We start from the raw sequence: 22,407 nt of genomic DNA, 5'->3' as shown, positions 1-22,407 counted from the left end.
ACCTGCGTCGACTTCAATAATTATACAGATGAGACAGAGCGCGGTTGTTTTCATATTTTATGTATTTCTTTTGTGCAGCTGCAAGGGCGACGGCACCGTCCCTGAATTTACCCCTGCCCCCTCAGAATCCGCAAAAGTGGCGGCCGCCCAAACCACCGCAAACACCAATACAAACTGCACCGCGATCGTGCCCTTTTACTGGGAAATCGGGAACGGGAGTAGCACCTTGGCGTCAGGCTCTACCGGCAACGGCAGCATTACCCGCACAACCTCTTTGGCTATTGCCTCGGCTTCAAAGTGGCTTTTCGGAGCTTATGTCGTGCAAAAGCGTGGCGGCACTTTTGACTCGACCACTGAAAAACATCTTAAAATGCTGTCGGGATATACGAGCTTTGGCAATCTCTCTTGCATCGGCACGAACACCGTGCAGGAATGCGCCAATGTCGGAACCAATTCACAGTACAACGCCGCGGACGATAACAAATTCTATTATAATGGCGGGCACTTTCAGAAGTGGGCCGTAGACAACGGCCTTGCCACCATGACACGGGCTCAGCTTCGTACGGAATATCAGTCGCAACTGGGCACGGACTTTGACTTCATTTTCGCCTCGCCTCAGCTTGCCGGAGGCGTCAACACGGATGCTGCCAACTATGCCCTATTTCTTCGCAAGATTTTAAACAATCAACTTCTGATTCGAACTTATCTGGGAGCAAATTCAACTTGCACTCTTCCCAGTCAATGCACGACGGCAGTCAGCAGCCCGTTGGCAGTGAACTGGCACTACTCTTACGGTCATTGGGTTGAAGATGATGAAAACGGCGATGGCAGTTTTAGCAGTGCCGGCCTTTTCGGATTTTATCCTTGGATCAATGCTTCTAAAAATCTTTATGGTCTTATTTCACGCTACGAAGTGCCTTCAGGTGGGAACGAGATCGGTTCGGGATGGGCCTCTTATCTTTGCGGTCGTGAGATTCGCAAAGCCTATGAAACCGGTGTCGCACGATAATCCAGTAACACAATCCTTGAGCAGGACAACTGCCCAAGGACCAACTCTTTACATCATATAAAAGAATTCTTCTTTTACGATTTTACCATTGGCAACTGTATAAAGCGCCACTTCTTCCATTTGATAGCGTTTTCCCGATTGCTTTTCACTCACATCCATTTTGTAGTGAACAGCAAAACGGTCACCGTGCGGAAATGGCCCCGCAACATCCATCGAGTGCACTTCCATTTGCTCTATCCATTCCTTATTCTTTTTGCGAATAGCTTCGATGCCGCGCATTTGCGCCGGCATACCAGGCATCGCTGCCGCTTCTTGGCTTTCAATATTTTCCGCATAAAGCCAGTCAATGGCCTTCATATTATCGCCACGCTTACAAAGTTCGACCAACTTTTTACCTACTTCCAGGGTTTCCTTGGAAGGTTGTGATTCATTTTGTCGTGAAGTCTCCATGAGATCTCCTTTTCATAGCACTTATCATGCTGTGAAAAATGCAGCTTGAGCACATGTAACTCTACAGTCCCACTTCCGGCTTCCGTGCTACATCAATTTCGAGATCTTCGAAGAATGACAGATTTCTTTCTTCGACGGTCTTTCGCGCTTCCCGAGATTGTGATGCTTTCGTCGACAGCAATTTATTTTTGAAAGGATCCACTTTCGTGATGCTGAATTCACGCACCCGTTCTTCTGCTACTTTGCAATACTCTTCGGCAATATCAATGCCGATAAACTGCCGTCCCCATTTTTTTGCGGCAACCGCTGTGGTTCCCGATCCCACAAAAGGGTCCAGAACAATCTTTGCTTCTGTGGAAGAAATGATTCGTTCCGCTAGGGCCAACGGGAATGGCGACGGATGATCGTTATTCATTTCTTGCGAAAAACTCCAGACGTCGCCACACGCGTTGGCCTGAGGCGAAAGTTTGAACTCTGGCTTGGCGATAAGATAGATCACTTCGTAAGTAGGAAGAAAATAGCCTGGATTAAAATTAATGCCTCCGGCTCTTTGCCAAATGATAATCTGGCGCACGGGAAAGCCACTGACGATATCTTGCCGATCCTGAAGAATCCCATTCTGGACACGCCATTTATGAATATAAAAAAGAGCGCCCTCGGACTTGAGTGTTCGCAAGGTTTCCGCGATCACGGCCCTTTGCCAGGCCACGTATTCCGAGTGTGGCATATTGTCATCGTGATTAGGATAACCTTTCAGCAATGCGGCCTTTGACCACTTGCCTCCCCGTCCATCCTTCAGACCGTTGCCCGTGGAATTCTTCAGATTGTAGGGCGGAGAGGTCACCGCGAGATCAATCGAGTTGTCTGGGATTTTTTCTAAAGTCTCTAAAGCATCACCACAAATGATTTGATCCAGAAATGAAGCCAGCTTGCCTGCATCCATTGTTTTTCCTCCGCAACGTCCTTAGAATCCTTCTTCCTTTTAGTATGCCCAGAGAATATTTCTTCGAGGACTACTTAGGCAAAGACCTCGACCATTTCCTTCAATGACCTCATCGGACCTGTTGGTATTCCGACACTCAGTGACTTCATAAGACGCTGAAACGACGGAAATCCAACATCGTCAGCGTCAAAAGTCAGGATGAGGGCTGCGAGTTTGACAGACAAAGCCGTTTCTTGAATCATAAACCGTACAAGCAATTCCGTCATATCACGTAAGTAGAAATCAGAACGAGGAGCCTTTATGACACCGAAATTTGATACGTGGGTCATCATTCAAAAACCCGTGGCCGAAGTCTTCGACGCCGTCTACAACCCGAAAAAATTAAGTGCCTACTTCATCACAGGAGGAGCGACCGGTCCTCTGCAAGAAGGCACAACGGTGCAATGGGAGTTTGCCGATTTCCCCGGGGCATTTCCTGTGCACACGAAAAACGTGCTCAAAGACAAACTGATTGTGTTTGCGTGGGGTTCCGCAGAAGGTGGCAAAGACAACCGAGTCGAATTTGTTTTTGAAGCTCTAAATCCAAAAGAATCCAAAGTGACAGTGACAGAAGAGGGCTGGAGCCCGTCGGAAACAGGTATGAGCGCTGCATTTGGCAACTGCAAGGGTTGGTCGCAAATGCTCTTCGCGATGAAAGCCTATCTGGAATATGGGATCAACCTGCGCCAGGGCGCCTATAAGGAAGTTTTGAAATAGCGTTCAATATTCTTACGAAGATTTATCTTCATAAGTCGAACCGGGACGAAGATCTTCCACGCGTACTTTGTTCTGCCGGGGGACGCGTTTTATTTTTTTAGGTGATTCTGCTTCGTAAAAATCGCCACGCAGATTTCGTAAAGGTATTTGATCAAGTTCTTTTATCACTTCGTAAACCTTAAGCACGCGGCCCTTCAGGGCCGCCAAAGTTTTCCGCATTTTCACTCCTCGGAGACATCGATAGAGGCTCAGTGTATGAAATGCCACGGCTGTTGTCGGAAATTTTAATGTTGAACGAGCCCTTTCCTGGACCCTCGTGCAAAACTTGGATTGCTTTTCAGAGGGCTGCTCGCAAAAAACTATTCCAGGACGGGATGCAGGCCATGGACTTGGTCTTTGGGAAGAGCATTAAAATGCCACCATTCATGCTCTAGAACCTTAAATCCCTGTGACTCTAAAAGCTCTCGAAGCAGAAGTCGATTGGCATGTTGTTGAGGGGTTAATTCTCCGGAGGCCAAAAACTTCTGCTCAAGCTTGGGCTGGGCAAGGTCACGAAAATCATCAAACCCCGTCCCCATATCAAGCGGTTCACCCTCTTTCGTCTGCAGAGTTAAATCCATCGCCATACCAAAATTGTGCAAAGAGCCTGGAAAAGGTGCTGCCACGTAATTTTGGAATGGAGTTCCCTCAAGGTGCGCATAAAACAAAGATTGAATACTGCGCGGACGAAGGGTGTCCCAAATCAGAAATTGCAGGTGCGGATGATTTTCCCGCAACACTCTACAGGCATTCTCGAACATCGTATAAGCGATGGGAGCCAGAAAACAACGCTGAAAACCTTGGTAAACATCCTTCTGCATAAAGTTGTCTTCGCTGGCGTATTTCAGGTCTAAAGCCACCTCTGAAGAGGGCTTGATTTCACGAAAGGTCTGTTCAATCCATTGAATTTGTGCGCGAAAAGATGTCATCCCCTAAGCCTATGGACCTCGTCCCCCACAGTCAAACGACTTAAAATGCGATTTCGTTTTAACAAACGGCCTTCTGTGAAGACGGTTTCGCGTTGAACCCCCTGAAAATATTAGAAGATTTTCTAAAAATCGTCGCTAAGACTACCCGAATGCTGAAAAGTTCACTATAAGAGTCGCATTTAAAGGAGCACTTATGAAATGGACTATCGTCGCCACTTTTCTTCTTTCCCCTCTATTTTCTTTCGCACAAACGCAAGTTTGCGAAGCGGAGGCCGTCGCCTACGCACGAGACTATATGGATGAAGTTCATGCCACTGGAGCAACACCCGTGAATGTCTTTGGCTCGGGAAAAGCAGACGCTCGTGGCGTCGTTTCTTACGGCGTTGAGTTCCTTCTTGATAACGGCGAAGGCATTATTGTTGTTCCGATGATGTCAGCAGATTGCACCCTGCTTGAAATCCAAGGCTTCTAATAACAAAAAAGCCCGGAAGTTCCGGGCTTTTTAATATCTCGTGGTGGGGATTTTTATTTAAACTTCACGGTCACGATATCGCAGATATTTCCCTGCAATAACGAGCCTCCGCGATAAATGGTCGCATCTAAAACAGAACCGTCACGCAAAGCCTCATCACGAACGGCTTCACATTCATCGAAATAATGGGCGCACACACCGGCACTATCTTTGTTTTCGCAGACCCAGAAAAATCTTTTTACTGACTTAGTCTCAAACTTCACTTCAGGCAACTCTGAATGCAACTCAACGGCGCAGACAATCTTTGCTCGTCCGTCTTCTTGGATCTCATTAGACCACGAATAAGTGAAGTTCTTATACTTCAACTCGACTTTTTGGCTTTTCGAGATTTCGTTCTTGCGCGCTTCAATGTTGTTAATGAATTTTTCGCAGCGCTCGCCCAGCTCTTGTATGGTTCCTTTTTTACTCCAATTCAAGACACGTCCCGATGGTTTTCCGAAGGTACAACGTGTCCCTTCTTCATTACAACCCACACCCGCATAATAGGGGGCCGCTTGTGCCATATTGCCAGCCATCAATAAGAAAAGAACAGCTAAAGTCTTCTTCATAGCAAAACCTTTCATTTTTGAGTTTCCAGAACATGAGCCCTTATAGCGAAATGCGCGCCACGACGAGGGCGCCAATAGAGACGTTTCGGAAGCAGACATCTGACAATATTTTTGACAGTGCCCGGGAAGGGCCAACACAATACCAGTATTCAAGGAGCTGTTATGTCTGCGGGAGACTGGAAAGAGATGTATTCGGCCGCTCAACGCGGCGACATGGAATTAGTGCGCTACCATATCGAAAATGGTGTAAATCCTAACTATCAACACCCCGAAATTTTGGCGACACCCTTGGTGGCGGCGATCGCCGCCGGACACACCGAGGTGGCTCTTTATCTTTTGGAACACAAAGCAGATCCCCGCTTAAAGTCATTTTTCGACGATCAAACGCCCCTTGAGGCCGCGACTTTTTATAAAAACAAAATTGTTTTGGAAGAGTTGCGAAAAAGAGGGGTTCAACCAAAGCTCTCCTTCTGGAGAGCTCTTTTCGGGGGGCGCTTTTGACTGAGGCTGGAGGCCGTGCTGAACGGAGCACCGCTAAAGTATTTCCTCCGCACCAAATCCCCCGCGCTACAAACAGACTGCTGGATCAGTTTAAATTTTATAAACCCGGCTTTCATAAGGACGAAGAGTCAGTTGCTCGGTGTCTCCCAATGCCAGGTCTTCATAGTTTGCCAAAAGAAGATTTTCAGACTTCAAGATAATTCCCTTTTCCGCAAACAGGGCCGACTTATCCGAAATATTGCAAATCACCAAGACCTGCGTTCCCTCAAAAGTTCGCGTGTAAGCATAGACTTGAGGATCAGACTCCATTACAAGTTTATAGGTGCCATAGACAAAGACGGAATGTTGTTTGCGAATTTGAATCAACTTTTTATAAAAGTTGAAAACAGACAGGCGGTCCTGGAGCTGGGCTTCGACGTTGATCGATTTATAGTTCGGATTCACCTTCAACCAAGGTGTCCCTGTCGAAAATCCGGCGTTGACTTGGCCATTCCATTGCATCGGTGTGCGCGCATTGTCGCGCGACGAGTTGGCCAGTTCTTTGGTGATTTCCGCATCCGTCGCGCCCTGTTTTCGGCGAATCGCAAAGTGATTTTTTGCCGAAACATCATTAAAGTCCTCGGGCCCCTGAAAGGTCGTGTTGGTCATTCCGATCTCTTGCCCCTGATAGATCAGCGGTGTCCCTTGCATCAGGAAATACATCGCCGCAAGGGACGTCGCACTTTCACGCCAGTGGTTTTTAGTGTCTCCCCATTTCGAAATAATTCGGGGCACGTCGTGGTTTTCTACGAACAACGCATTCCAGCCTTTGTTCTCTAGCTCTCTTTGCCAGCGTCCAAAGACTTCTTTGACTTTTAATAAATCAATGCGTTTTTCGGGATTTGCATCCCACAATCCGACATGCTCGAACTGAATCACCATGTTGAATTTCTTTTGCGATTCACCGACCCACTCTTCCGCATTTTCAGCGGAAACACCATTGGCTTCGCCGATGGTCATGATGTCGTAGTGAACAAAAGTATTTTTGCAAAGATCAGTGATATAGTCCTGAATGCCCGGCACGTTCATGTGTTTGGCATAGGAGGGCACATACTCCAATCCTTGCGGATTCGGCATATCGGCGAGTCCCGCCTCTTTCTTGGCGTGGCTGATGGCATCGATGCGAAAACCGTCAATGCCTTTATCCAACCACCAGCGAATCATTTTATAAACTTCCTGACGCATTTCCAGATTTTCCCAATTCAAATCCGGCTGCTTGGCGGAAAAGATATGCATAAAGTATTGATGTGTTTTTTCATCATACTTCCAGGCGGAACCACCGAAGATACTCTCCCAGTTATTCGGCTCTTTGCCGTTCTTTCCATCTCGCCAAATATACCAGTCTCTTTTCGGATTGTTTTTGGATGAGCGCGATTCAATAAACCACGGGTGCTCGTCACTGGTATGATTGATCACAAGATCGATCAGCAGCTTCATACCCCGCTTATGAACTTCTTTTAAGAGGGTATTAAAATCTTCCATCGTGCCAAATTCGGCGTGAATTTCTTGGTAATCACTGATGTCATAGCCATTGTCATCCTGCGGAGACTTATACATGGGACAAATCCAAAGCACATCCACGCCCAGATCTTGCAGATAATCCAGTTTCGCCGTCACTCCTTGAAGGTCCCCGACACCGTCCCCATTCGAGTCCATAAAACTGCGCGGATAAATTTGATAGACGACGGATTCTTTCCACCATTTTTTGGACGGAGTCATGTTGCCACCTTTTTGTTAAAAAACGATGGCAACAATAGAATCAAAAACGGACTTTCCTGTCACTTGGCGCCGTGTCTTATCTTAGGAAAAATCTAAAGGTGCAAGAGCCTTTGCCGCTATAACAAACCTCACTGGCTTTGTAGGCGGGCACAATCCCTTCATTCCCCGAATTAACGGCGATGTTAAAGGCATCAGAGCTATTGTAGTTATCATTGGCGTTTTGACCGGCACATCCGGCCGTGCGACTGGTATGACGAAGGTTGCCAGTACACTTAGTGCTGTTATAATTCCAGGTGCCCCCAGCCAAATCCACAATAGCGGCCCCTGCGTTATAGCTGGGGGAAATAAACATGGCATCCGTGGTACTTGCCAAGGTCGAAAACTGTTCAGGATTCAAAGAGGCCTGCGTATTGGGAATTCCCGGTTTAGCCACTGACGCCAGACTATACGTATTCACTAGAAAATCATTCGGTGTTGAGGCCGTCACTGCGCCATTGGAATGAGCCACCAATGTCCACCCCCCACCACTGGTGGTCATGTCACAATAAACCTCATAGGCCACGCCCGCACCAGCGCCATCGGGATCAATCACATAAATACCGTCGCCTTTCGAGGCCCCGGCATTCAGAATCGCTTTACATGAAGAATAGATCGTCTGGGTGTCTGTTTCCTTAATCCATAAATTTACTTCCGCGGCCCCGTGTGAGACTCCCATATCCTCCGACGCGGGAATGCCTGGCGGAGTCGATCCCCAAACGACGAAAGAACCAATCGCGTAAAACCAATTTGCGTGATTCACAGAACCATCGATATACGAGGAATTGCTGGCCGGCCCATGGGTGCCGTTTGAAAACTCTAGACCGCCCCAATAGTTCGAGTAAGCTTGCACGAAGTCCGTCTTGTAACCCGCAACGACCACGTCGGCACGAGGGCTGGTGGTTTGCCACCATAGATTTCTAAAACTTTCCCCGGGCCAAGTGATCCGAAAGTGATAACGATTGGTGGGGGTTTTAAAATAATCCATTTGATTGAGGATAGAATAAAGGCTGTTGTTGGGATCCGACGTGTTTTTAGCATCGGCATCCGCGGCGTTAGCAAAAAATCCTCCTGCTTGTTGATGTTTGAACAACCGAGTCCAGCCACCACCATCGGTCGTCATGTCGCAGTAGACAGGATAAGGAGAACTTCCCGAGGGGTCGATGTGATAGATGCCATCCCCGACTGAACCGCCATTGTTTAAAATGTCCCAGCAAGACTTGCAGCTTTGCAGCGCTAACCCCGGCACCGTCGCGGCTCGAAACGAACTCCACTCTGCCGCGGTCTTAGTGGACACAAAGAAGTCATTCGAGGCATCAGAATTCACAATCTTTTTGCAAACATTGTGGGCGTAAATAGCTTTCGTTGTCCCGCGCACAACCTTAAAACCACTATCGACGGTGTCAATTCCCATCAACGCCAAACCCAAGACGGAAAGCGCAATGAATTTCAGAAAAAGTGGCATTTTACTTTCCATCCACAAGAGCCTTTTCCAGTCTTTCCAGACGAAGTTTCAGTTCCAGATTCTCTTTTTCAAGTTGCTGAAATCTTTCTTCGGCGCGCGCTTGCGCTTGCACCCGTTGCTGATGTTCTTCTTTCAAAGCCTCCACCAGTATCGCGACGATATTTCCATATTGAACGGCCTTATACCCCGAGACCTTGTCGGTCTTAACTAACTCGGGGAAAACCTCTTCCACTTCTTGCGCAATAAAGCCCACAGTTTTTTCGTCGGTGCTTTTCCAAACGAAATTGACACCACGAAGCTTCAACGCTTTTGCCAAAGCTTGTGGCAGTGTCACGATGTCTTTCTTCAGGCGTGCGTCCGAAGTATAAAGATAAGCCGTTGCCTTCACATTCCCATTCACCTCTAAAGCTTCGCTCGGGGCCGTGGTGTTAATACCGGTATTGCCTGAAGACAAGATCGTGATTTTCGCCGTGTTGTTCGGGCCGATCTGCAAAGAACTGGCAACCGCGTTCGTAAGACCCGAACCGATCGTCACACTGTTTGAGGCTGTCACGGTGTTGCCTCGGCCAGCGACGTAAGAGTTACCTGCGTTGGCGACCGTGTTATTGCGACCAAAAAGATCCAGACTATAGGAAAAATTCAGAAGAGTTGTTGAAATCGCGTTGTTCGAACCGATGATGTTCATCGCACTGGCGTTACCCCCGCCCGAATTGGTGATGGAATTGGAGGAGCCGATAACCCAGTTTAACGCATTCGTGAAAGTGCTGTTGCCAGTCCCCATGATGGCAGTTCCATGCACTTGAAAATTTGCGACCGGACTTACCCCGACGCCCACTTCGCCCGAAGATAAAACTGTCAGGCGTGCGGTATTGTTTGTTTTGATATCCAGATTCGTCGCAGACGTGGTTCCCAGCGAAGTCGCTGCGCCGAAGTTATTTCCGCCGTTGACAAAGACCCCATCAGTTCCAGTCTTTGGCAGATCGTTGGAAGCCAAAGCGCGAAAGCTCGGGGCTGCGGCAGCACCCGAAGCCGGGCCAGCAAAAACTAAATTGGCCGATTGAGTTGCGAAATTAGCGGCACTCACGGAAATCGGTTGGCAAATGAAAGTATCTGTCGAAGATTGATACGTCAGCGTTTGCGCAGAGGTGCAAGTGGAATTTTCAAAAACCCCACCAAAAGGTGTGACCGTGGATTTGATGTCGCCTAAGTTGACGGTGCTTAAGCGCGTCACCCAGGACAAGTTACCCAACGCATCCGTGCCCAGCACCTGATTGGCCGAACCCACGGCTGTGGGCCATTTCAAAGTGTACGAACTTGTCACCGCCGCCGGGGCCTGAAGTGTGACCGTGTTACTGCCAGAATCGCGATACACATGGGAAGAAACACTCACAGCACCCGCATTGAAGCTTCCTGAAGCGTCTCGTTTCACAATTGTCGAAGCCGTATTTAGATTTGTAGCCGCGTTGGCAGCCACCGTCGCCGTATTGATATTGGCGGCCGTCGAGCCACCCACTGCGTTCACCGTCGCAATCACGGCCCCTGACCCACTGGCAGAAACGTCGCCGGTTAAAGATGAAATCGTGCCGCCGGCATTGTTATCCGAAGACGCGATCCATTTGCCGTTATCAAATTTTAAAAATTGTCCATGGCTTGGCGCCACGGTGAAATCGACCGGCAAACCTTTGATTTTATCCACACTTGTGGAAGTCTGTGTGCCGGAAACGTCGCCCGCTAAAGTTCCTGAAAGATTTGTCGCCGTCGTTGCGGCCGCAGCACTGCCGACAGTTAAACTTGCAGTATTTGTACACTGCCACCCGAGCGTGACATTCCAAGTAAGAAGCTGGCCCGAAGCGCAGGCCATAGGAGCGAAAGTGTCTCCCGTAGATGAATCGGTCATCACCAGACGATTGATTCCAGGATTTACAAAAAGTTTGGCGGTACTTACAGCTCCATCGGCAATATGACTTGTTTGCACCGCATTCGTCGCCAATCCAGGGCTGGGATAGGAACCAGACAATGCGCCACCCGCGGCGCCGTTGGGAGGTCGAGAATTTGTAAAACGAGAATCATTTCCCGCCGCCACGGTTCCCGCGACAGTACCCACGTTCAAGGTGATTTCTGGATTGACCGTATCGGCAGAGACTGCAAGATAAGGAGAGCTGCCGCTGGCAGCTGTCACCGTTTGCACGGTGCCACCGCTCGCCCCGGAAACTCCCGCGCAACCAAATTTTTTTGTCGTTGCATCCCAGGTCAGAAAGTTACCTGCAGAACAATTTAAATTGTCGTTCACTTCATTTTTCAAAACAAAATCAGTTGAAACGTGCGAGCCCAATTGCGCAGCCGACGCCGCAAAACCCGAAAACGGAACTGTGCGAATTTCATTATCAGGAGAAATGGTCTGCCACGAAGCCCCATCATGAAATTTAACTCTTAAAAAACGTCCATCCGTCAAACCTGGGTTGTAGGGCGAGCCACCGTCACAGGTAAAGGCCGTACCATTGCTGAAGGCGTCTAAGATCGTAAAGGTCGGTGAAGCGGGAAAGCTATGGGACGACCCGATCTTTACATCGAACACACCATTGGAGTTCGTCATATCGATATGATTAAGCTGTTCACGGTAAAGCACGCAGACTTTATTAGGCGCTAAGACTTCGAACTGAAAAGCCACGGCGTTATACTCCAAGGGAGCACCCGAACTTTTCACGATACGACCTTGATAAGTAAGCGCGGCGGGCGCTGCAAACGCAGGTCCACCTAAGAAGAACAGAGCTACCAGTAACGTTCCCGTCTGTTTCATACTCTTCTTATCGGAACCCATCTATGGGAACCTTAGTTACAATCTGGGAATACAACGGATTTTCATGTATTTAATTCGCAATTGGCGTGGTATTTCGCGGAACAAGACCCGAGCTCTTATATTCCACCCTCGGTCGCTTTAGCCCATCTTAGAAAGACCACATTTGCCAGAAGAACGGCAGCGAGCGATGCATACACCAGATATTTAAAGTCGCTGGTGCTCGAAAGAACACTGCCCGCGCCAAAAAGCAAAAGCGTCGCCAAAGTCGTCGTCAAGTGACTGAAGGAATTGAGCTGTCCTCTTTTTCCCTCGGGAATCATTCTTTGCCGCAACTCAAACTCTCCGTTGGAAAAGCCATACAGACCGATTCGCGAAAGCAAGATGCAGGATAAAAAGATGTAAGTGCTCCAGGAGGTCCCGAACGAAAACGCCACGATGCCCACGCAAAGGGTGAGTGCTTGAAAAGCCAGGTGCACTTTTGAACTTTCAATCAGTCCGACTTTTTTTACCAACACTGGAAAACTCAAAGTCGAGAACAGCCCAAAGATCGCCCCCAGTCCGCGAAAAACTCCGATCTCGGCTTCCGGCAACGCCATTTTGTCTTTCAGATATCCTGCTAACAAAACACCATGTGGACTGAGGACCGACAGCCACAACAGAGCGTAACTGAAGATCAACCAGAAAATCGGGCTCGTTAAAGAGTCCTTCCAATTAAAATAAAAAAGTTCGGCCCAGCTTTTCGCCGAACTGACTTCTTTGTTTTTCAGACCGGACTTTTTAATCACGTTGGTCAAAAGCAGATATTCCGGGGCAAAAGAAAGCATGTTCCAAAGAGCAATCAAAAACAGACCGAAGTGGTGACTGTACACCGAGCTCAAAGAAAAAAGAACGCCAGCAACAATCGGTGCACCCACCTCTGTCCCCAAATCAATACGCCGTAACCAACTGTTGAAATAGGTTAATTTTTCCGCGGGCACCAGGGTTGGAGCCAGATCGTTGCCAACACTAATATCGGTGATCAACGAACCCAATGACGCTAAAATCCCCACGCCAGAAAGTAGCAAAAACAAAGTGGCAATCCATAAATCCGACGGCGCGCCCGTATGAACAGCTTCATCAAGCACATAGAAAATAACGACACCACCAAGAACGGCAACAAATTGAATCCAGACGCCGGCCTTCACAACCCGCAGACGTTGATTGGTATCAATCCAGCGTCCCACCCAAGGCGTTAGCAGAAAGCCGCCGATTTTGATAAGTAGATAATAAAGAGCGGCGATTTGAATCTTCCCCGGAAAGACATGCAGAAGTGCGAAAGGAATAACAAAATCCCAAGCCTGGTCGCCGGACCTTGTCAGCAAACGGCCTAAAAGAATCTGGGTTTCCATCGTAAATAACTTTTTCATCACTCTTGACATCCTATCCCCGGGGAGGGGATATTTAGCACATGTCAAACAAAAAGCAACATGCAAGTCACGAGGATGTTTCGAAAAGGTTAAAGCGCGCCAAAGGGCATCTGGAAACTGTGATTGCGATGCTTGAAGAGCAGCGAGAATGCGTCGATGTTGCGCGCCAACTCCACGCCGTCACCAAGGCAATTGCTGCGGCGAAAAGCGTTTATATTCACGATCACATCGAGCACTGCCTGGACGGCAATCACAAAAATATTGATCTGGACGAGATCAAGGAAATCACAAAATATATTTAACTCGTCCGTAAAACGCTAAGGCTTTGCGGGCTGAATCTTCACCTTAAGTTCTTCAACCTTGCCTTTAACTTCAGACTTTACACCCAGCGAATAAGGTTCTTTTCCACCAGGAAGACCGAAGACCTCGTAAGAGTCTCCGTTATTTTTAAATTGCAAAGTCTCGGTTTGGCCGTTCTTAAGGGCGGTGACGGAAAGAAGTTTATGATCTTTGTTGAAGTCGAGTTCGGCGGCCTTCTTTCCCACGAAGAAAAGTTTGGCGGTTCGATCACCAGGCACCACTTTAAGAATCAGCAAACGCCCCTCTGCGCCGAACTGAGGGTCGCCGGGACGCGGAGGCTCTTGCGCCAAAGTCAGCGATGAGAACAACGCCGTGACGACGATTACGATCAATTTAAGATGCTTCATAGAGTTCCCTTCTTTAGGTCCTCTTTAGGATATCTTCTTTTTGCCAAAAGCCCAAAGGTTCTTCAGTTTTTTTCCCAAACGTAGATCAGATTTTCTTCACCCATCTGAACTGCCAGATAAAACTTCCCGTCCTTTAGCCAAGCTTTCGACCAGCTTTGATAGCCCAAGCGCATGTCCATATCCTGATGACAGCTAAAAGCGTTCTGAGGATTCACCCAGACGACCTGTTGCACCAGTTTTCCTTCGGAAAATTCATAGAGGGCGCGACGCTCACAGAACCCTTGCTCGCCTTCACGGTGATAGCGCAGAGTGTTCATTCCCGTATCTTCGAACTGATACTGAATTTTCAAAGAGGGGTTCGGCAAAGGCATCGGTTCACCCTGATAGATCAGACTGGTGAAAATCCACAGTCCTAGGATCGAGTTCGCAAGCATCAGAACCCCCTTTCAGCCAAAATGGCGCGCGCGGCCTGAAGATCTTCTTCCGTGCTCAATACCAGCGGCAGGACCTCGCGAAGATGCACGCCAAAATCCTGAAAATCACTGGATGGTACCAGCCGATTCAAAGTCAAAAGAGCAATTTGTCGTCCCCGGTCAGGGCCAAATCGAGTCGCTAAAGACCACAAAGTTCCACTGACAATTCCCGAGTCATGATAAAGACCGCCGTTCTTATCCGACAGCTTCAAATCATTCACAACAGAGCGACGGAACGGCCCCTTTAAATAGGCCGTTTCGCCCATGTTAGGGTTATTAAGTTGAGAGGCGGTGAAAAAATCTGCGAATGCCTCGTTCAAAGAACCGCCCTCCCCTTCGTAAGGCAGTCGCGCCACCGCCTCAATCAGGGCATGCACACTTTCATGCACGACAATGGAAGGATCCTGCGGAATGCGAGAATAGAACTCATCATCCCCGGCACCGAGTCGAATTTTGCCTTGATAATAGAAGGCCGCATTGGTTTTTTCCGGAGCGCCGACATGGATCTCTGCTTGAAGCTGAAAAGGAATTTTCACGTTCAGTTTATTTTCGAACCACTTTAAAGACTCTTCAATAAAATAGAACACCTGCACTTGATCAAAGCGGCTGTCTTGGGGATTGAATTTCAGTGGTTCAGTCACGCTGACGATTTTCGCAGAGGCTTGCGAGCTCACAAGAAGGCGAGAATTCGCCAACGTTGGTTGTGCTCTTAAATCTTTCAGCACCACTTCTTGGATCTGACTTTTTTTGGGACCTTTAGGGAAAATGGCGGCAACAGTGTCATGAAACTGCGAGCCCACTCTTTTCACGCCGCGAACCTCAAGCAGGCGACTCAAACGCACTTCCCAAGGAACCCCTTTTTGATCAGTATAAACCACTCGCCATAATGGTTCATAGAAACCACGATTGTAGGCTACGATCATCTCAATTTTTTCTGGGGCAAATTTACGAAAAATAGGGAAAGCCGTTTTTAAATCCTTGGCAATGGACACTTTCTTCAAGGCAAACTCGTCAAGTTTAAGTTGACTTAATTTCCCCTCTTCTAACGAGACGGATGCCCGCACCAGAACGTCGTCCCCGGTAGAATCTTTCAGATTTTTGACAAAACTATTTTCTACCGGAACACCCTGCACTCTCTGCTCGCGAAGTTCGACGACTTCGTCCAAGGATTGCATTTTCGAGGGCAGAGTTAAATTTACGTCATTGAGGCTTTGCAGGGCTGACGGCGGCTCACCTTTACGCCATTCGATAGGTTGCAGACCTTTTTTTTCTCCACACGACACCAAAAATAAAACAGCAATAAGAATAAGTTTTTTCATGGAGCGCGCCCCTCAGTGACATGAAATCACAAAGGGACCTTTGCAGATCCCTTTTGCGAACCGTGATTATTGAATTAGCTACTCAACGATCAAAGATTTTTCAAGGTAAGTTCCGTCGCCATTTTCGAAACGCAAAACGTGTTTGCCGGCAGCGAATTTACCCAAACGAACTTCTTTTTGGAATGGGATCAAGACCATCAAACACATGCCAGGGCTGACAGAGGCGATGGACTTGATTTCATGAGAATAGGTATCCAAGTGGCTCACATCCGCTCTTTTCCATTTATAGCATCCGTTTTGGAAAATTCCGTTCACAACCACAAAGACGTCAGACGCAGAATCGAAACCGCCTGGAACGTAAACACCGTTGATGCCAATCTGCACTTCTTTTTCAACTGGCTCTGCTTGACCAGCAAATGCGTTCAGACTCATAGAAACCATGGCTGCCAATATTAATTTTGCGATTTTCATAAATACTCCTTTTGTGGTTGTGAGCCTTTCGCTTCATCTTGAATGAGCATCCGAGCTCAATTGAATAAATACCACCGTGTAGACCCCCGGAATATGTCCTGGATCATAAACCCCGTGTCAGCCATAAGATTTCAGTTTTAGGAAATCTTCTGTTATGACTTATATAAAACAAGGAGACTGCATATGATCCCACGTTCTATTCTGGTTGCCGACGAACCTCACGCGACAGACGAACAAGCCAAAAAAAGATCGGCCTTAGTACAAAGACTTGGCTCCGATCTTTCCGTTATGCTGGAATGCCCCGTGGACTTAGTCTACGTGCATCATCTGAATGAGCATCTTGCGAAAAAAATGTTGAATGGGGACAGCAGAAGGAAATTTGTAGACTCACTTACAGAGAAATATGCACCCGTTCTTCGTAACTTTCAAAGACCTGGCAAACTCTTTGTCAAGCTGGGTTGGCCTATTGAAGAGATCGTTAAACTTGTGACCAAAGAAAACTTTGAAGGACTTGTGTTAGGCACGCGCTCCCTTCAGGGAATCGAAAGATTCTTCCTGGGCAGTACGGCCGAAGAGGTTGTCCGCAATGTCAAACGCCCGGCATTCATTCTTGGCCCTGGAGCTTTAAAAGAAGACTTCCACTTGGGAGAACACAAAAAGAAGCACTACCTTGTGGTGACGGATCTTACTAAAAAGTGCCGTGCGGCAGAAACCTATGCGGTGAGCTTCGCGCAAAAGACCGGCGCAAGTCTGACTTTCTATTATTCGCTGGCGGAAACAATGAGTACGGCACAACAGTTTGCCTATGCCTCTGGCGAAGCTTTGCCGACCTTCAACACGATCTTCGACGACATGAAAAAAGACGCCGAAGTCTCGATGACTAAGAAAATCGAACGCCTTAAAAAGAAAGGCCTGGACTGCTCTTTCCACATCGAATCGGAAAAGGCGAATCTGGTCGAAGCCGCATTGGCTTATGCCGGAGACAAAACGCAATTAATCTTCATGGGTCATCAAAGCCATGGCATTATCGCCAGCACCGTGCTTGGAAGCAACTTGCGTGCGATGGTCGCCACTGCCAAAGTACCAGTGGTCGTCGTACGTTCCTAATTTTTTTATTCAGGTAAAGACGCCGGGCTTGCATTGCAGGTCCACGTCTTTTAGATTTTGTTGGGGGGGCTTCTATGGCGAAGTTTTTAAGTCTTGTGGTGTTTTTTGGTTTTGGTTCGTGGGCTCAGGGGGAAGTTAAACCCTACATGGATCAAATGCTCAAAGAGATTTTCGTATTAAAACCTTATATCGTTTCTGACGTCGAGTATCGCGATCCGAAAAACTTCGAAAAGATCGACGAATCATTAAAGAACATGGTGTCTTTGAGTGAAAAGATCTCGCATGAGGGAAAAATCAAAAAATCGGGATTTGCCATTTCCAGCAATGCTTTGAATCAGCAGCTAAAAGAAGCGGAACTTATCTATCGCGTCGGCAATAAAGACTATTCACTGTGGATGCTGCGTTCGACTTTGAGTGTGTGCATGTCCTGCCACACCCAACTGCCGGCCACATCGACAAAGTTTGAGTTTTTCAATAAAGAACATGCGCTGACAAAGCCTTATGACGAAGCTGAATTCTTATTTATCGTCCGCAACTTCGACAAAGCCGTGCCTCTTTACGACGAGGTCATCGCTGACTATCCCGGTAACGGAGTGCCTTTTGAAAACGTCGAAAAGGCTGTCGCTCGCAAAGTTTACTACTTTGTTCGAGTCAAAAGAGATCTACCTGGCCTCATCAAGTCCTTAGAAAAGAATCAAAAGAACAAACAGCTGCCTGAGCTCCTGAAGAAAAAAATCGCAGGTTTTAAAAAAGCAGCCGAAAAAATGAAGAAAGAAGGCTACGCTGAGTTCAATGCCGACCAACAGGCCGAACTAAAAAAATATGTTGAGACTGAACTTAAAGACGAACTGCAAGGGGACTTTGAATTTTCCCCACAAAAAGACATCGCCTATCTGAAAATTTCCAGCGTACTTTATAAATACCTGGATCAGTATCCTGATACGCCTCTTAAACCGGATATTTTATACTGGCTTTCTTTCTGCGAAAGACGCTACGAACAAAAAGCCTTTTATTCGCTACCAGAACTCTACCTCAAACAATGTGTTCTGGAACATCCAGCCTCCGCTATCGCCCCCTCCTGCCTGAAGGAATATCAAGACTTGGTCACGATGGCCTACACGGGTTCTTCCGGCACGCATCTTCCCAAAGATGTCGATCGCGAACTGAAGAGCATGAAAGAGCTTATTCAAAAGATGAAGAAATAGATCCCCAAGCCCGCCTACGCGGGCTTTTTTATTTTCCTTGTTGCGCAAAAGAAAGAAAATTTACAGAGAGTAAGAAGATTTCATCGGCTTCGCCTATGGTGCCATACTTCTTCCTGAAGTTTTTGACAAAGGACTGCAGCTCGTTCAGGGCTTTTGTTTTATGCTGCTCAGACACTGCCATATAGGACACACCCATAAAACCCTGATCTTCGGGAGGGTTCCGAGAAACAAGCTCACGAGTTCTTTCCAGGCTTTCCAAACGAAGCTTTTTGACAACTTCCGTGGGCATTCGTTCGGAGCCGTAGCGCAGCTCCGCTTTAAATACTTCCCGATATCCCCCGTCTTTCCATTCAACAATCTGCATCTGCTCAAGATGTTTTAAGGCATTGCTCGCCTCTTGTTTTGAAACGCCGAAGTACCGGGCGATGCTCTCAGCTCCGCCATTGTAATGAGGTGTGGACATGAAAGGAGTAATCGCCATTTCAAGCCAGCTTAGTGACACTTTACTGACCGGCGCTTCAACTTCGATAACGTCGTATTTTGTCTTCCGTCTACGCTCATCCTGCATATGAGTTCTGAGAACTGATAAAGCCTGATCACGGTCTTTCGGATCCATTGCGACTTTATCAAAAATGACCACGGCCACAGGATAGGTGAGTTTGCGTTTTCCACTCATTATTTGCGACAAAGAGGTGGGACTGACCCCCAAAGTTCGCGCATAGGCCCGCAAAGAAAACTTCGGATTCTTGTTGTTTCTACTCTTGAAGTCCGCAATCAATTGTTCGACAAGTCGTTTTTGTGCATGAAGTACCGGCATTGCAACTCCCTGAATCAGTTAAGCAAAGCTTATGGAAAAAGGCCATTGTTCCCAAACACTTTCTGTTTCTAGCAAATTCTTAAATCTTGCCAGACACAAATCCTCAGCCGGATTTAGGTCATACTGAGTCGTCCCAAAAGCTATTGGTGAAGAAACGCCTGTTTATTGATCTCCACCATTTCAATGGGAAACAATTTAAGGTTCAGGGGGACTTTTTTTTGACTTCCCCAAAAGTTAGTTTAGTGAAAGGGGGTAAAAATGTCGGATGAAACGAAAATTCAAATAGTAAAGATCAAAGGAAGAAAAGCATCTGAGGAACTCGAAGTTCTGGACAATGAAGAAAGAAAGACCCTTCTTCGCCAGGAAATCTGTGCTCTGTTAAAAACGATTCTAAGTAATATTTTGCCAGAGGACGAAAAGCTTTCCATCGAATTCCACGTCGCAGAACGAACCACGATATTCAAAATCGACTGCCGCCAGGACAGCTACGGACATCTTGTTGGCCGGGGGGGACAAACCATCGAATCCCTGCGCAGAATCACCACCACGATGACCATGAAAAATGGCTTCAGATCGGTGATTGAAATTCCCTACTTTAATAATTCATCCCGCTGAAGATGTGTTGGCCCGCCGGCTAATGAATTCGGAAGCCAGTGCAGCGACGAAAACCAGTGTAAACGCACGCACCCAGTCGAAGAAATCCAAAGGCTGAAGCGACAGCTGTTGCGAAAGCCACGGGATCTGAACCAGAATCACGGTTGAAAACAAGGTAAGGATAAAAATCCAAGCGCTGGCTTTGGTGCCCAAGAACGTTTTACGAAGAACAAAGACGACGCTGGCCAGGCAAAGAATGACCAACGCATTGGCGCGCGCATGGCCAGCCCCTTTTTCTTCCCCGATTCCGAAGCGAAAGCTGGCGATCATGATCAGAAGAATCAATAAGCCATCAAATGAAATTAAAAATAATTTTTTGCGATTAAAGAAGTCGCCCAGCGTAGATTTATTCCCATCGCCCGCCACCGGAAGTTGAAAGGCCAAAAGAGACGTCGGATGTAGGATCAACTCCATCCAAACCAAGTGGACCGGAAGGAATAACAAAGGATATCCTACCAAAGGAATGATGGCGGCTCCCAAAACCAGAGGGATCTGCATAAAAAGCAGGTATTCAAAACTGACATTCAAATTTTTTAAAAGCTGCTTGCCTTCGCGGATTGCTTTCACAATCGTCGCAAAATTATCATCGGCAAGAATAATCGCAGAAACCTCGCGCGCAGCCCGGGCACCACGTTTTCCCATGGCAATACCAATGTCCGCTCTTTGCAGGGCCGGGACATCATTCACTCCGTCCCCAGTGACCGCGACAACCTTACCTTGTGTTTTAAGCGCTTCAACAATCCAAACCTTCTGTAAAGGATTGCAACGAGCAATGACATTATATTGGGCAATTTCAAAAATCCGACTTTGAATGTCTTCTTTGGTTTTATATAAATCCGTCTCTTCCATCGACAGAACTCGGGGCGTATTCTCGACCATCCCCGCCTGGGTCGCTATGGCGGCGGCAGTTTGAGGATGATCCCCCGTTAGCATGATGACTTTAATCCCGTGCTGACGACAATATTCCATCGCCCCCCTCACCTCTGGGCGAAGAGGATCCGAAAATCCTAAAAGCCCACCGAAGGTGAAACCTGAAGACGGCTCTGTCTGAGTGTTTTCCTTACCCCCCAGAGCCCGCTGCGCAAAGGCGAGCACTTTTTCCCCATTGCCGGACCAGTCAAGAACGACTTGCTTCCAGTGCTTTCGTTCTTCTTCGGGCATAGCGCAAAGATCAAAAATAATTTCAGGGGCGCCCTTAACGGCACAAACAACTTCTCCAGAAGCCCTTTGGTAAATCGCGGATTCTTTTTTGCGCAGCTCTGTGAAAGGAAAGCTGCAAAGTTTCGTCAAAGAGCTGACACTATTGGCAAAGCGAGAAATAGCAATATCCACGGGGTCCGTCGGAAACTCTTCCGAGGCCATTAAAGCACCTTCCAAAAGAAGATCTTTGGAAATGCCTGAAGCATTTTTAACATTCACGACTTGCAGCTCGCCAAGCGTAATGGTGCCTGTCTTATCTGTGCAGATGCATTCGACCTGGCCAATGTTTTCGACGGTCACAGCTCGTCTTACCAGGGCATTTTCTTTGGCAAGGCGATAAACACCAACCCCTAGGAAAAATGAAAATACAATCGGGAACTCTTCCGGCATTGCCGCGACAGCCAGAATCGCAGCACTTAGAATCGCATCCAGCCACCCTTTGCCCTGATAGAGGCGTACGGCCGCCAGTAAAAGGCAGCAAACAAACCCGGCAAAAGTCAAAGTCTTGACGAGTCTTGCGATATCAATTTGCAAAGCCGTTTTTTGTTGGGGGACATCCGAAAGAGTCTGAAGAATGGTGCCGTATTCAGTTTTAGGACCGATGGCTAAGACGCGCAAGACGCCATCCCCACGCACGACTCGGGTTCCCGCAAAACCCAAAGCTTCACTCGGCACTGACACTGGCGTCAGTAGATTGGCAGGGGGACCTTGATGCAGAAAATCTTTTTTCAGAGGAAGGGATTCACCTGTCAAAATAGATTCGTCGACCAGCAGTTTGTCCGTGCTCTCAAAAAATCCATCGGCCGCAAGATAATCCCCTGTTTTCAGCAAAACCCGATCCCCAGGGACAAGATCTAAGGAATCAATCTCGATTTTTCTTCCTTCACGCCAGACCCAGACGGAGCGATTGATTTGTGCTTTAAGGACGCGGGTTGAGGCCTGTGTGCGATGATGAAGGTAAAGATTCATCGCCAGTAAGGGAAGAATCGCCACGTAAAGCGTGATGGCTTCGCTGTAGTTATCTAGAAACAGAAACATAGATCCTGCGACAGCCAGCAAAGCCACCATGGGATCTTTCAGGGTTTCAATGAGAATGGCCCACCACGGCTGCGCAAAATCCTCGACAATTTCGTTACGCCCGAACTTTTTTTGTTGGGCGATCACGGACGCAAGGGACAGGCCCTCTTGACCAAGGACGATTCCCTGAAGATTTTCAAATGAGATAATTTTCTTCATATTTCATTATCAAAAGAAAAAAAGACAAAGAAAAGCGCCTTGTGGATTT

Annotated in this window: 24 protein-coding genes; 8 read left to right on the top strand and 16 right to left on the bottom strand. The window is 47.6% G+C overall.

The annotated features are described in order from the left end of the window. Nucleotides 1-28 precede the first annotated feature (28 nt). Nucleotides 29-1,009 (top strand): hypothetical protein, encoded by a 981-nt coding sequence (locus OM95_RS09670; RefSeq protein WP_041873070.1) that lies wholly within the window; start codon nucleotides 29-31, stop codon nucleotides 1,007-1,009. 48 nt (nucleotides 1,010-1,057) lie between these two features. Here the strand turns inward: OM95_RS09670 and OM95_RS09665 are convergent, their stop codons facing one another. The 3 genes from OM95_RS09665 to OM95_RS09655 all read right to left on the bottom strand — a co-directional run bounded on the left by OM95_RS09665 (nucleotide 1,058) and on the right by OM95_RS09655 (nucleotide 2,668). Beyond that, the gene (locus OM95_RS09665; RefSeq protein ID WP_291516021.1) at nucleotides 1,058-1,459 is read right to left on the bottom strand and encodes a nuclear transport factor 2 family protein; all 402 of its coding nucleotides are present in this window, start codon (nucleotides 1,457-1,459) and stop codon (nucleotides 1,058-1,060) included. Between the two features lie 61 nt (nucleotides 1,460-1,520). Continuing rightward, nucleotides 1,521-2,402: a site-specific DNA-methyltransferase gene (locus OM95_RS09660; RefSeq protein ID WP_291516019.1), complete on the bottom strand. Its 882-nt coding sequence runs from the start codon at nucleotides 2,400-2,402 to the stop codon at nucleotides 1,521-1,523. A gap of 74 nt (nucleotides 2,403-2,476) precedes the next feature. Next, complete coding sequence (locus OM95_RS09655; RefSeq protein ID WP_041873069.1) at nucleotides 2,477-2,668, bottom strand: hypothetical protein; 192 nt, start codon at nucleotides 2,666-2,668, stop codon at nucleotides 2,477-2,479. A gap of 34 nt (nucleotides 2,669-2,702) precedes the next feature. On the opposite strand from OM95_RS09655, the gene OM95_RS09650 reads away from it, so the two are divergent. Then, the gene (locus tag OM95_RS09650) at nucleotides 2,703-3,158 is read left to right on the top strand and encodes an SRPBCC domain-containing protein (RefSeq protein WP_041873068.1); all 456 of its coding nucleotides are present in this window, start codon (nucleotides 2,703-2,705) and stop codon (nucleotides 3,156-3,158) included. Nucleotides 3,159-3,170: 12 nt separating this feature from the next. Here the strand turns inward: OM95_RS09650 and OM95_RS09645 are convergent, their stop codons facing one another. Continuing rightward, nucleotides 3,171-3,377, bottom strand: coding sequence for a hypothetical protein (locus OM95_RS09645; protein ID WP_041873066.1), 207 nt, complete (start codon nucleotides 3,375-3,377; stop codon nucleotides 3,171-3,173). 140 nt (nucleotides 3,378-3,517) lie between these two features. After that, nucleotides 3,518-4,126: a M15 family metallopeptidase gene (locus OM95_RS09640; protein WP_041873065.1), complete on the bottom strand. Its 609-nt coding sequence runs from the start codon at nucleotides 4,124-4,126 to the stop codon at nucleotides 3,518-3,520. A gap of 193 nt (nucleotides 4,127-4,319) precedes the next feature. Here OM95_RS09640 and OM95_RS09635 point away from each other — a divergent pair, with 193 nt between their 5' ends. Next, the gene (locus OM95_RS09635) at nucleotides 4,320-4,598 is read left to right on the top strand and encodes a hypothetical protein (RefSeq protein WP_041873064.1); all 279 of its coding nucleotides are present in this window, start codon (nucleotides 4,320-4,322) and stop codon (nucleotides 4,596-4,598) included. Nucleotides 4,599-4,651: 53 nt separating this feature from the next. On the opposite strand, the gene OM95_RS09630 is transcribed toward OM95_RS09635, so the two are convergent. After that, a complete protein-coding gene (locus OM95_RS09630; RefSeq protein WP_041873183.1) occupies nucleotides 4,652-5,206 on the bottom strand; it encodes a hypothetical protein in 555 nt (184 codons plus the stop codon). 162 nt (nucleotides 5,207-5,368) lie between these two features. Here OM95_RS09630 and OM95_RS09625 point away from each other — a divergent pair, with 162 nt between their 5' ends. After that, nucleotides 5,369-5,707 carry an ankyrin repeat domain-containing protein gene (locus OM95_RS09625; RefSeq protein ID WP_041873063.1) on the top strand — a complete coding sequence of 113 codons (339 nt, stop codon included), beginning with the start codon at nucleotides 5,369-5,371 and terminating at the stop codon, nucleotides 5,705-5,707. Between the two features lie 90 nt (nucleotides 5,708-5,797). Here OM95_RS09625 and OM95_RS09620 read toward each other — a convergent pair whose 3' ends face one another. The 4 genes from OM95_RS09620 to OM95_RS09605 form a co-directional block, all read right to left on the bottom strand. Next, complete coding sequence (locus tag OM95_RS09620) at nucleotides 5,798-7,465, bottom strand: alpha-glucosidase (protein ID WP_041873062.1); 1,668 nt, start codon at nucleotides 7,463-7,465, stop codon at nucleotides 5,798-5,800. Between the two features lie 76 nt (nucleotides 7,466-7,541). After that, the gene (locus OM95_RS09615) at nucleotides 7,542-8,966 is read right to left on the bottom strand and encodes a fibrinogen-like YCDxxxxGGGW domain-containing protein (RefSeq protein WP_041873182.1); all 1,425 of its coding nucleotides are present in this window, start codon (nucleotides 8,964-8,966) and stop codon (nucleotides 7,542-7,544) included. Nucleotide 8,967: 1 nt separating this feature from the next. Continuing rightward, the gene (locus OM95_RS09610) at nucleotides 8,968-11,763 is read right to left on the bottom strand and encodes a tail fiber domain-containing protein (protein WP_041873181.1); all 2,796 of its coding nucleotides are present in this window, start codon (nucleotides 11,761-11,763) and stop codon (nucleotides 8,968-8,970) included. Nucleotides 11,764-11,879: 116 nt separating this feature from the next. Beyond that, nucleotides 11,880-13,169 carry an ABC transporter substrate-binding protein gene (locus OM95_RS09605; RefSeq protein ID WP_041873179.1) on the bottom strand — a complete coding sequence of 430 codons (1,290 nt, stop codon included), beginning with the start codon at nucleotides 13,167-13,169 and terminating at the stop codon, nucleotides 11,880-11,882. 41 nt (nucleotides 13,170-13,210) lie between these two features. Between OM95_RS09605 and OM95_RS09600 the strand changes: the two genes are divergently transcribed. Beyond that, complete coding sequence (locus OM95_RS09600; protein WP_041873060.1) at nucleotides 13,211-13,471, top strand: metal-sensing transcriptional repressor; 261 nt, start codon at nucleotides 13,211-13,213, stop codon at nucleotides 13,469-13,471. Between the two features lie 15 nt (nucleotides 13,472-13,486). Here OM95_RS09600 and OM95_RS09595 read toward each other — a convergent pair whose 3' ends face one another. The 4 genes from OM95_RS09595 to OM95_RS09580 all read right to left on the bottom strand — a co-directional run bounded on the left by OM95_RS09595 (nucleotide 13,487) and on the right by OM95_RS09580 (nucleotide 16,139). After that, entirely contained in the window at nucleotides 13,487-13,876 is a 390-nt protein-coding gene (locus OM95_RS09595) for a hypothetical protein (RefSeq protein WP_041873059.1), read from the bottom strand. 62 nt (nucleotides 13,877-13,938) lie between these two features. Continuing rightward, entirely contained in the window at nucleotides 13,939-14,310 is a 372-nt protein-coding gene (locus tag OM95_RS09590) for a hypothetical protein (protein WP_041873057.1), read from the bottom strand. Continuing rightward, nucleotides 14,310-15,668, bottom strand: coding sequence for a hypothetical protein (locus tag OM95_RS09585; RefSeq protein WP_041873056.1), 1,359 nt, complete (start codon nucleotides 15,666-15,668; stop codon nucleotides 14,310-14,312). Before OM95_RS09585 ends, OM95_RS09590 begins: the two co-directional genes overlap by 1 nt. Before the next feature lie 78 nt (nucleotides 15,669-15,746). Continuing rightward, on the bottom strand, nucleotides 15,747-16,139 hold the full coding sequence (locus OM95_RS09580) for a hypothetical protein (RefSeq protein ID WP_041873054.1): 393 nt from the start codon (nucleotides 16,137-16,139) through the stop codon (nucleotides 15,747-15,749). Between the two features lie 183 nt (nucleotides 16,140-16,322). On the opposite strand from OM95_RS09580, the gene OM95_RS09575 reads away from it, so the two are divergent. After that, nucleotides 16,323-17,246 carry a universal stress protein gene (locus OM95_RS09575; protein WP_041873053.1) on the top strand — a complete coding sequence of 308 codons (924 nt, stop codon included), beginning with the start codon at nucleotides 16,323-16,325 and terminating at the stop codon, nucleotides 17,244-17,246. 74 nt (nucleotides 17,247-17,320) lie between these two features. Next, entirely contained in the window at nucleotides 17,321-18,451 is a 1,131-nt protein-coding gene (locus OM95_RS09570) for a hypothetical protein (protein WP_041873051.1), read from the top strand. 28 nt (nucleotides 18,452-18,479) lie between these two features. Here OM95_RS09570 and OM95_RS09565 read toward each other — a convergent pair whose 3' ends face one another. Beyond that, on the bottom strand, nucleotides 18,480-19,268 hold the full coding sequence (locus tag OM95_RS09565; protein ID WP_041873049.1) for a DUF4423 domain-containing protein: 789 nt from the start codon (nucleotides 19,266-19,268) through the stop codon (nucleotides 18,480-18,482). Between the two features lie 258 nt (nucleotides 19,269-19,526). On the opposite strand from OM95_RS09565, the gene OM95_RS09560 reads away from it, so the two are divergent. Continuing rightward, nucleotides 19,527-19,883, top strand: coding sequence for a KH domain-containing protein (locus OM95_RS09560; protein ID WP_041873046.1), 357 nt, complete (start codon nucleotides 19,527-19,529; stop codon nucleotides 19,881-19,883). Here OM95_RS09560 and OM95_RS09555 read toward each other — a convergent pair. After that, complete coding sequence (locus OM95_RS09555) at nucleotides 19,872-22,358, bottom strand: cation-transporting P-type ATPase (RefSeq protein ID WP_291516016.1); 2,487 nt, start codon at nucleotides 22,356-22,358, stop codon at nucleotides 19,872-19,874. The two genes, OM95_RS09560 and OM95_RS09555, sit on opposite strands and share 12 nt — an antisense overlap. Between the last annotated feature and the right edge of the window lie 49 nt (nucleotides 22,359-22,407).

Source organism: Bdellovibrio sp. ArHS (assembly GCF_000786105.1).
In the GTDB taxonomy this organism is placed as follows: domain Bacteria; phylum Bdellovibrionota; class Bdellovibrionia; order Bdellovibrionales; family Bdellovibrionaceae; genus Bdellovibrio.
This window is presented reverse-complemented; position numbering and strand designations above follow the sequence as displayed.

What these genes read in the sequence shown, in the direction of transcription:
- OM95_RS09670 (WP_041873070.1), top strand. Translation starts at nt 29, where the DNA reads ATGAGACAGAGCGCGGTTGTTTTCATATTTTATGTATTTCTTTTGTGC.
- OM95_RS09665 (WP_291516021.1), bottom strand. Translation starts at nt 1,459, where the DNA reads ATGGAGACTTCACGACAAAATGAATCACAACCTTCCAAGGAAACCCTG.
- OM95_RS09660 (WP_291516019.1), bottom strand. Translation starts at nt 2,402, where the DNA reads ATGGATGCAGGCAAGCTGGCTTCATTTCTGGATCAAATCATTTGTGGT.
- OM95_RS09655 (WP_041873069.1), bottom strand. Translation starts at nt 2,668, where the DNA reads ATGACGGAATTGCTTGTACGGTTTATGATTCAAGAAACGGCTTTGTCT.
- OM95_RS09650 (WP_041873068.1), top strand. Translation starts at nt 2,703, where the DNA reads ATGACACCGAAATTTGATACGTGGGTCATCATTCAAAAACCCGTGGCC.
- OM95_RS09645 (WP_041873066.1), bottom strand. Translation starts at nt 3,377, where the DNA reads ATGCGGAAAACTTTGGCGGCCCTGAAGGGCCGCGTGCTTAAGGTTTAC.
- OM95_RS09640 (WP_041873065.1), bottom strand. Translation starts at nt 4,126, where the DNA reads ATGACATCTTTTCGCGCACAAATTCAATGGATTGAACAGACCTTTCGT.
- OM95_RS09635 (WP_041873064.1), top strand. Translation starts at nt 4,320, where the DNA reads ATGAAATGGACTATCGTCGCCACTTTTCTTCTTTCCCCTCTATTTTCT.
- OM95_RS09630 (WP_041873183.1), bottom strand. Translation starts at nt 5,206, where the DNA reads ATGAAGAAGACTTTAGCTGTTCTTTTCTTATTGATGGCTGGCAATATG.
- OM95_RS09625 (WP_041873063.1), top strand. Translation starts at nt 5,369, where the DNA reads ATGTCTGCGGGAGACTGGAAAGAGATGTATTCGGCCGCTCAACGCGGC.
- OM95_RS09620 (WP_041873062.1), bottom strand. Translation starts at nt 7,465, where the DNA reads ATGACTCCGTCCAAAAAATGGTGGAAAGAATCCGTCGTCTATCAAATT.
- OM95_RS09615 (WP_041873182.1), bottom strand. Translation starts at nt 8,966, where the DNA reads ATGCCACTTTTTCTGAAATTCATTGCGCTTTCCGTCTTGGGTTTGGCG.
- OM95_RS09610 (WP_041873181.1), bottom strand. Translation starts at nt 11,763, where the DNA reads ATGAAACAGACGGGAACGTTACTGGTAGCTCTGTTCTTCTTAGGTGGA.
- OM95_RS09605 (WP_041873179.1), bottom strand. Translation starts at nt 13,169, where the DNA reads ATGAAAAAGTTATTTACGATGGAAACCCAGATTCTTTTAGGCCGTTTG.
- OM95_RS09600 (WP_041873060.1), top strand. Translation starts at nt 13,211, where the DNA reads ATGTCAAACAAAAAGCAACATGCAAGTCACGAGGATGTTTCGAAAAGG.
- OM95_RS09595 (WP_041873059.1), bottom strand. Translation starts at nt 13,876, where the DNA reads ATGAAGCATCTTAAATTGATCGTAATCGTCGTCACGGCGTTGTTCTCA.
- OM95_RS09590 (WP_041873057.1), bottom strand. Translation starts at nt 14,310, where the DNA reads ATGCTTGCGAACTCGATCCTAGGACTGTGGATTTTCACCAGTCTGATC.
- OM95_RS09585 (WP_041873056.1), bottom strand. Translation starts at nt 15,668, where the DNA reads ATGAAAAAACTTATTCTTATTGCTGTTTTATTTTTGGTGTCGTGTGGA.
- OM95_RS09580 (WP_041873054.1), bottom strand. Translation starts at nt 16,139, where the DNA reads ATGAAAATCGCAAAATTAATATTGGCAGCCATGGTTTCTATGAGTCTG.
- OM95_RS09575 (WP_041873053.1), top strand. Translation starts at nt 16,323, where the DNA reads ATGATCCCACGTTCTATTCTGGTTGCCGACGAACCTCACGCGACAGAC.
- OM95_RS09570 (WP_041873051.1), top strand. Translation starts at nt 17,321, where the DNA reads ATGGCGAAGTTTTTAAGTCTTGTGGTGTTTTTTGGTTTTGGTTCGTGG.
- OM95_RS09565 (WP_041873049.1), bottom strand. Translation starts at nt 19,268, where the DNA reads ATGCCGGTACTTCATGCACAAAAACGACTTGTCGAACAATTGATTGCG.
- OM95_RS09560 (WP_041873046.1), top strand. Translation starts at nt 19,527, where the DNA reads ATGTCGGATGAAACGAAAATTCAAATAGTAAAGATCAAAGGAAGAAAA.
- OM95_RS09555 (WP_291516016.1), bottom strand. Translation starts at nt 22,358, where the DNA reads ATGAAGAAAATTATCTCATTTGAAAATCTTCAGGGAATCGTCCTTGGT.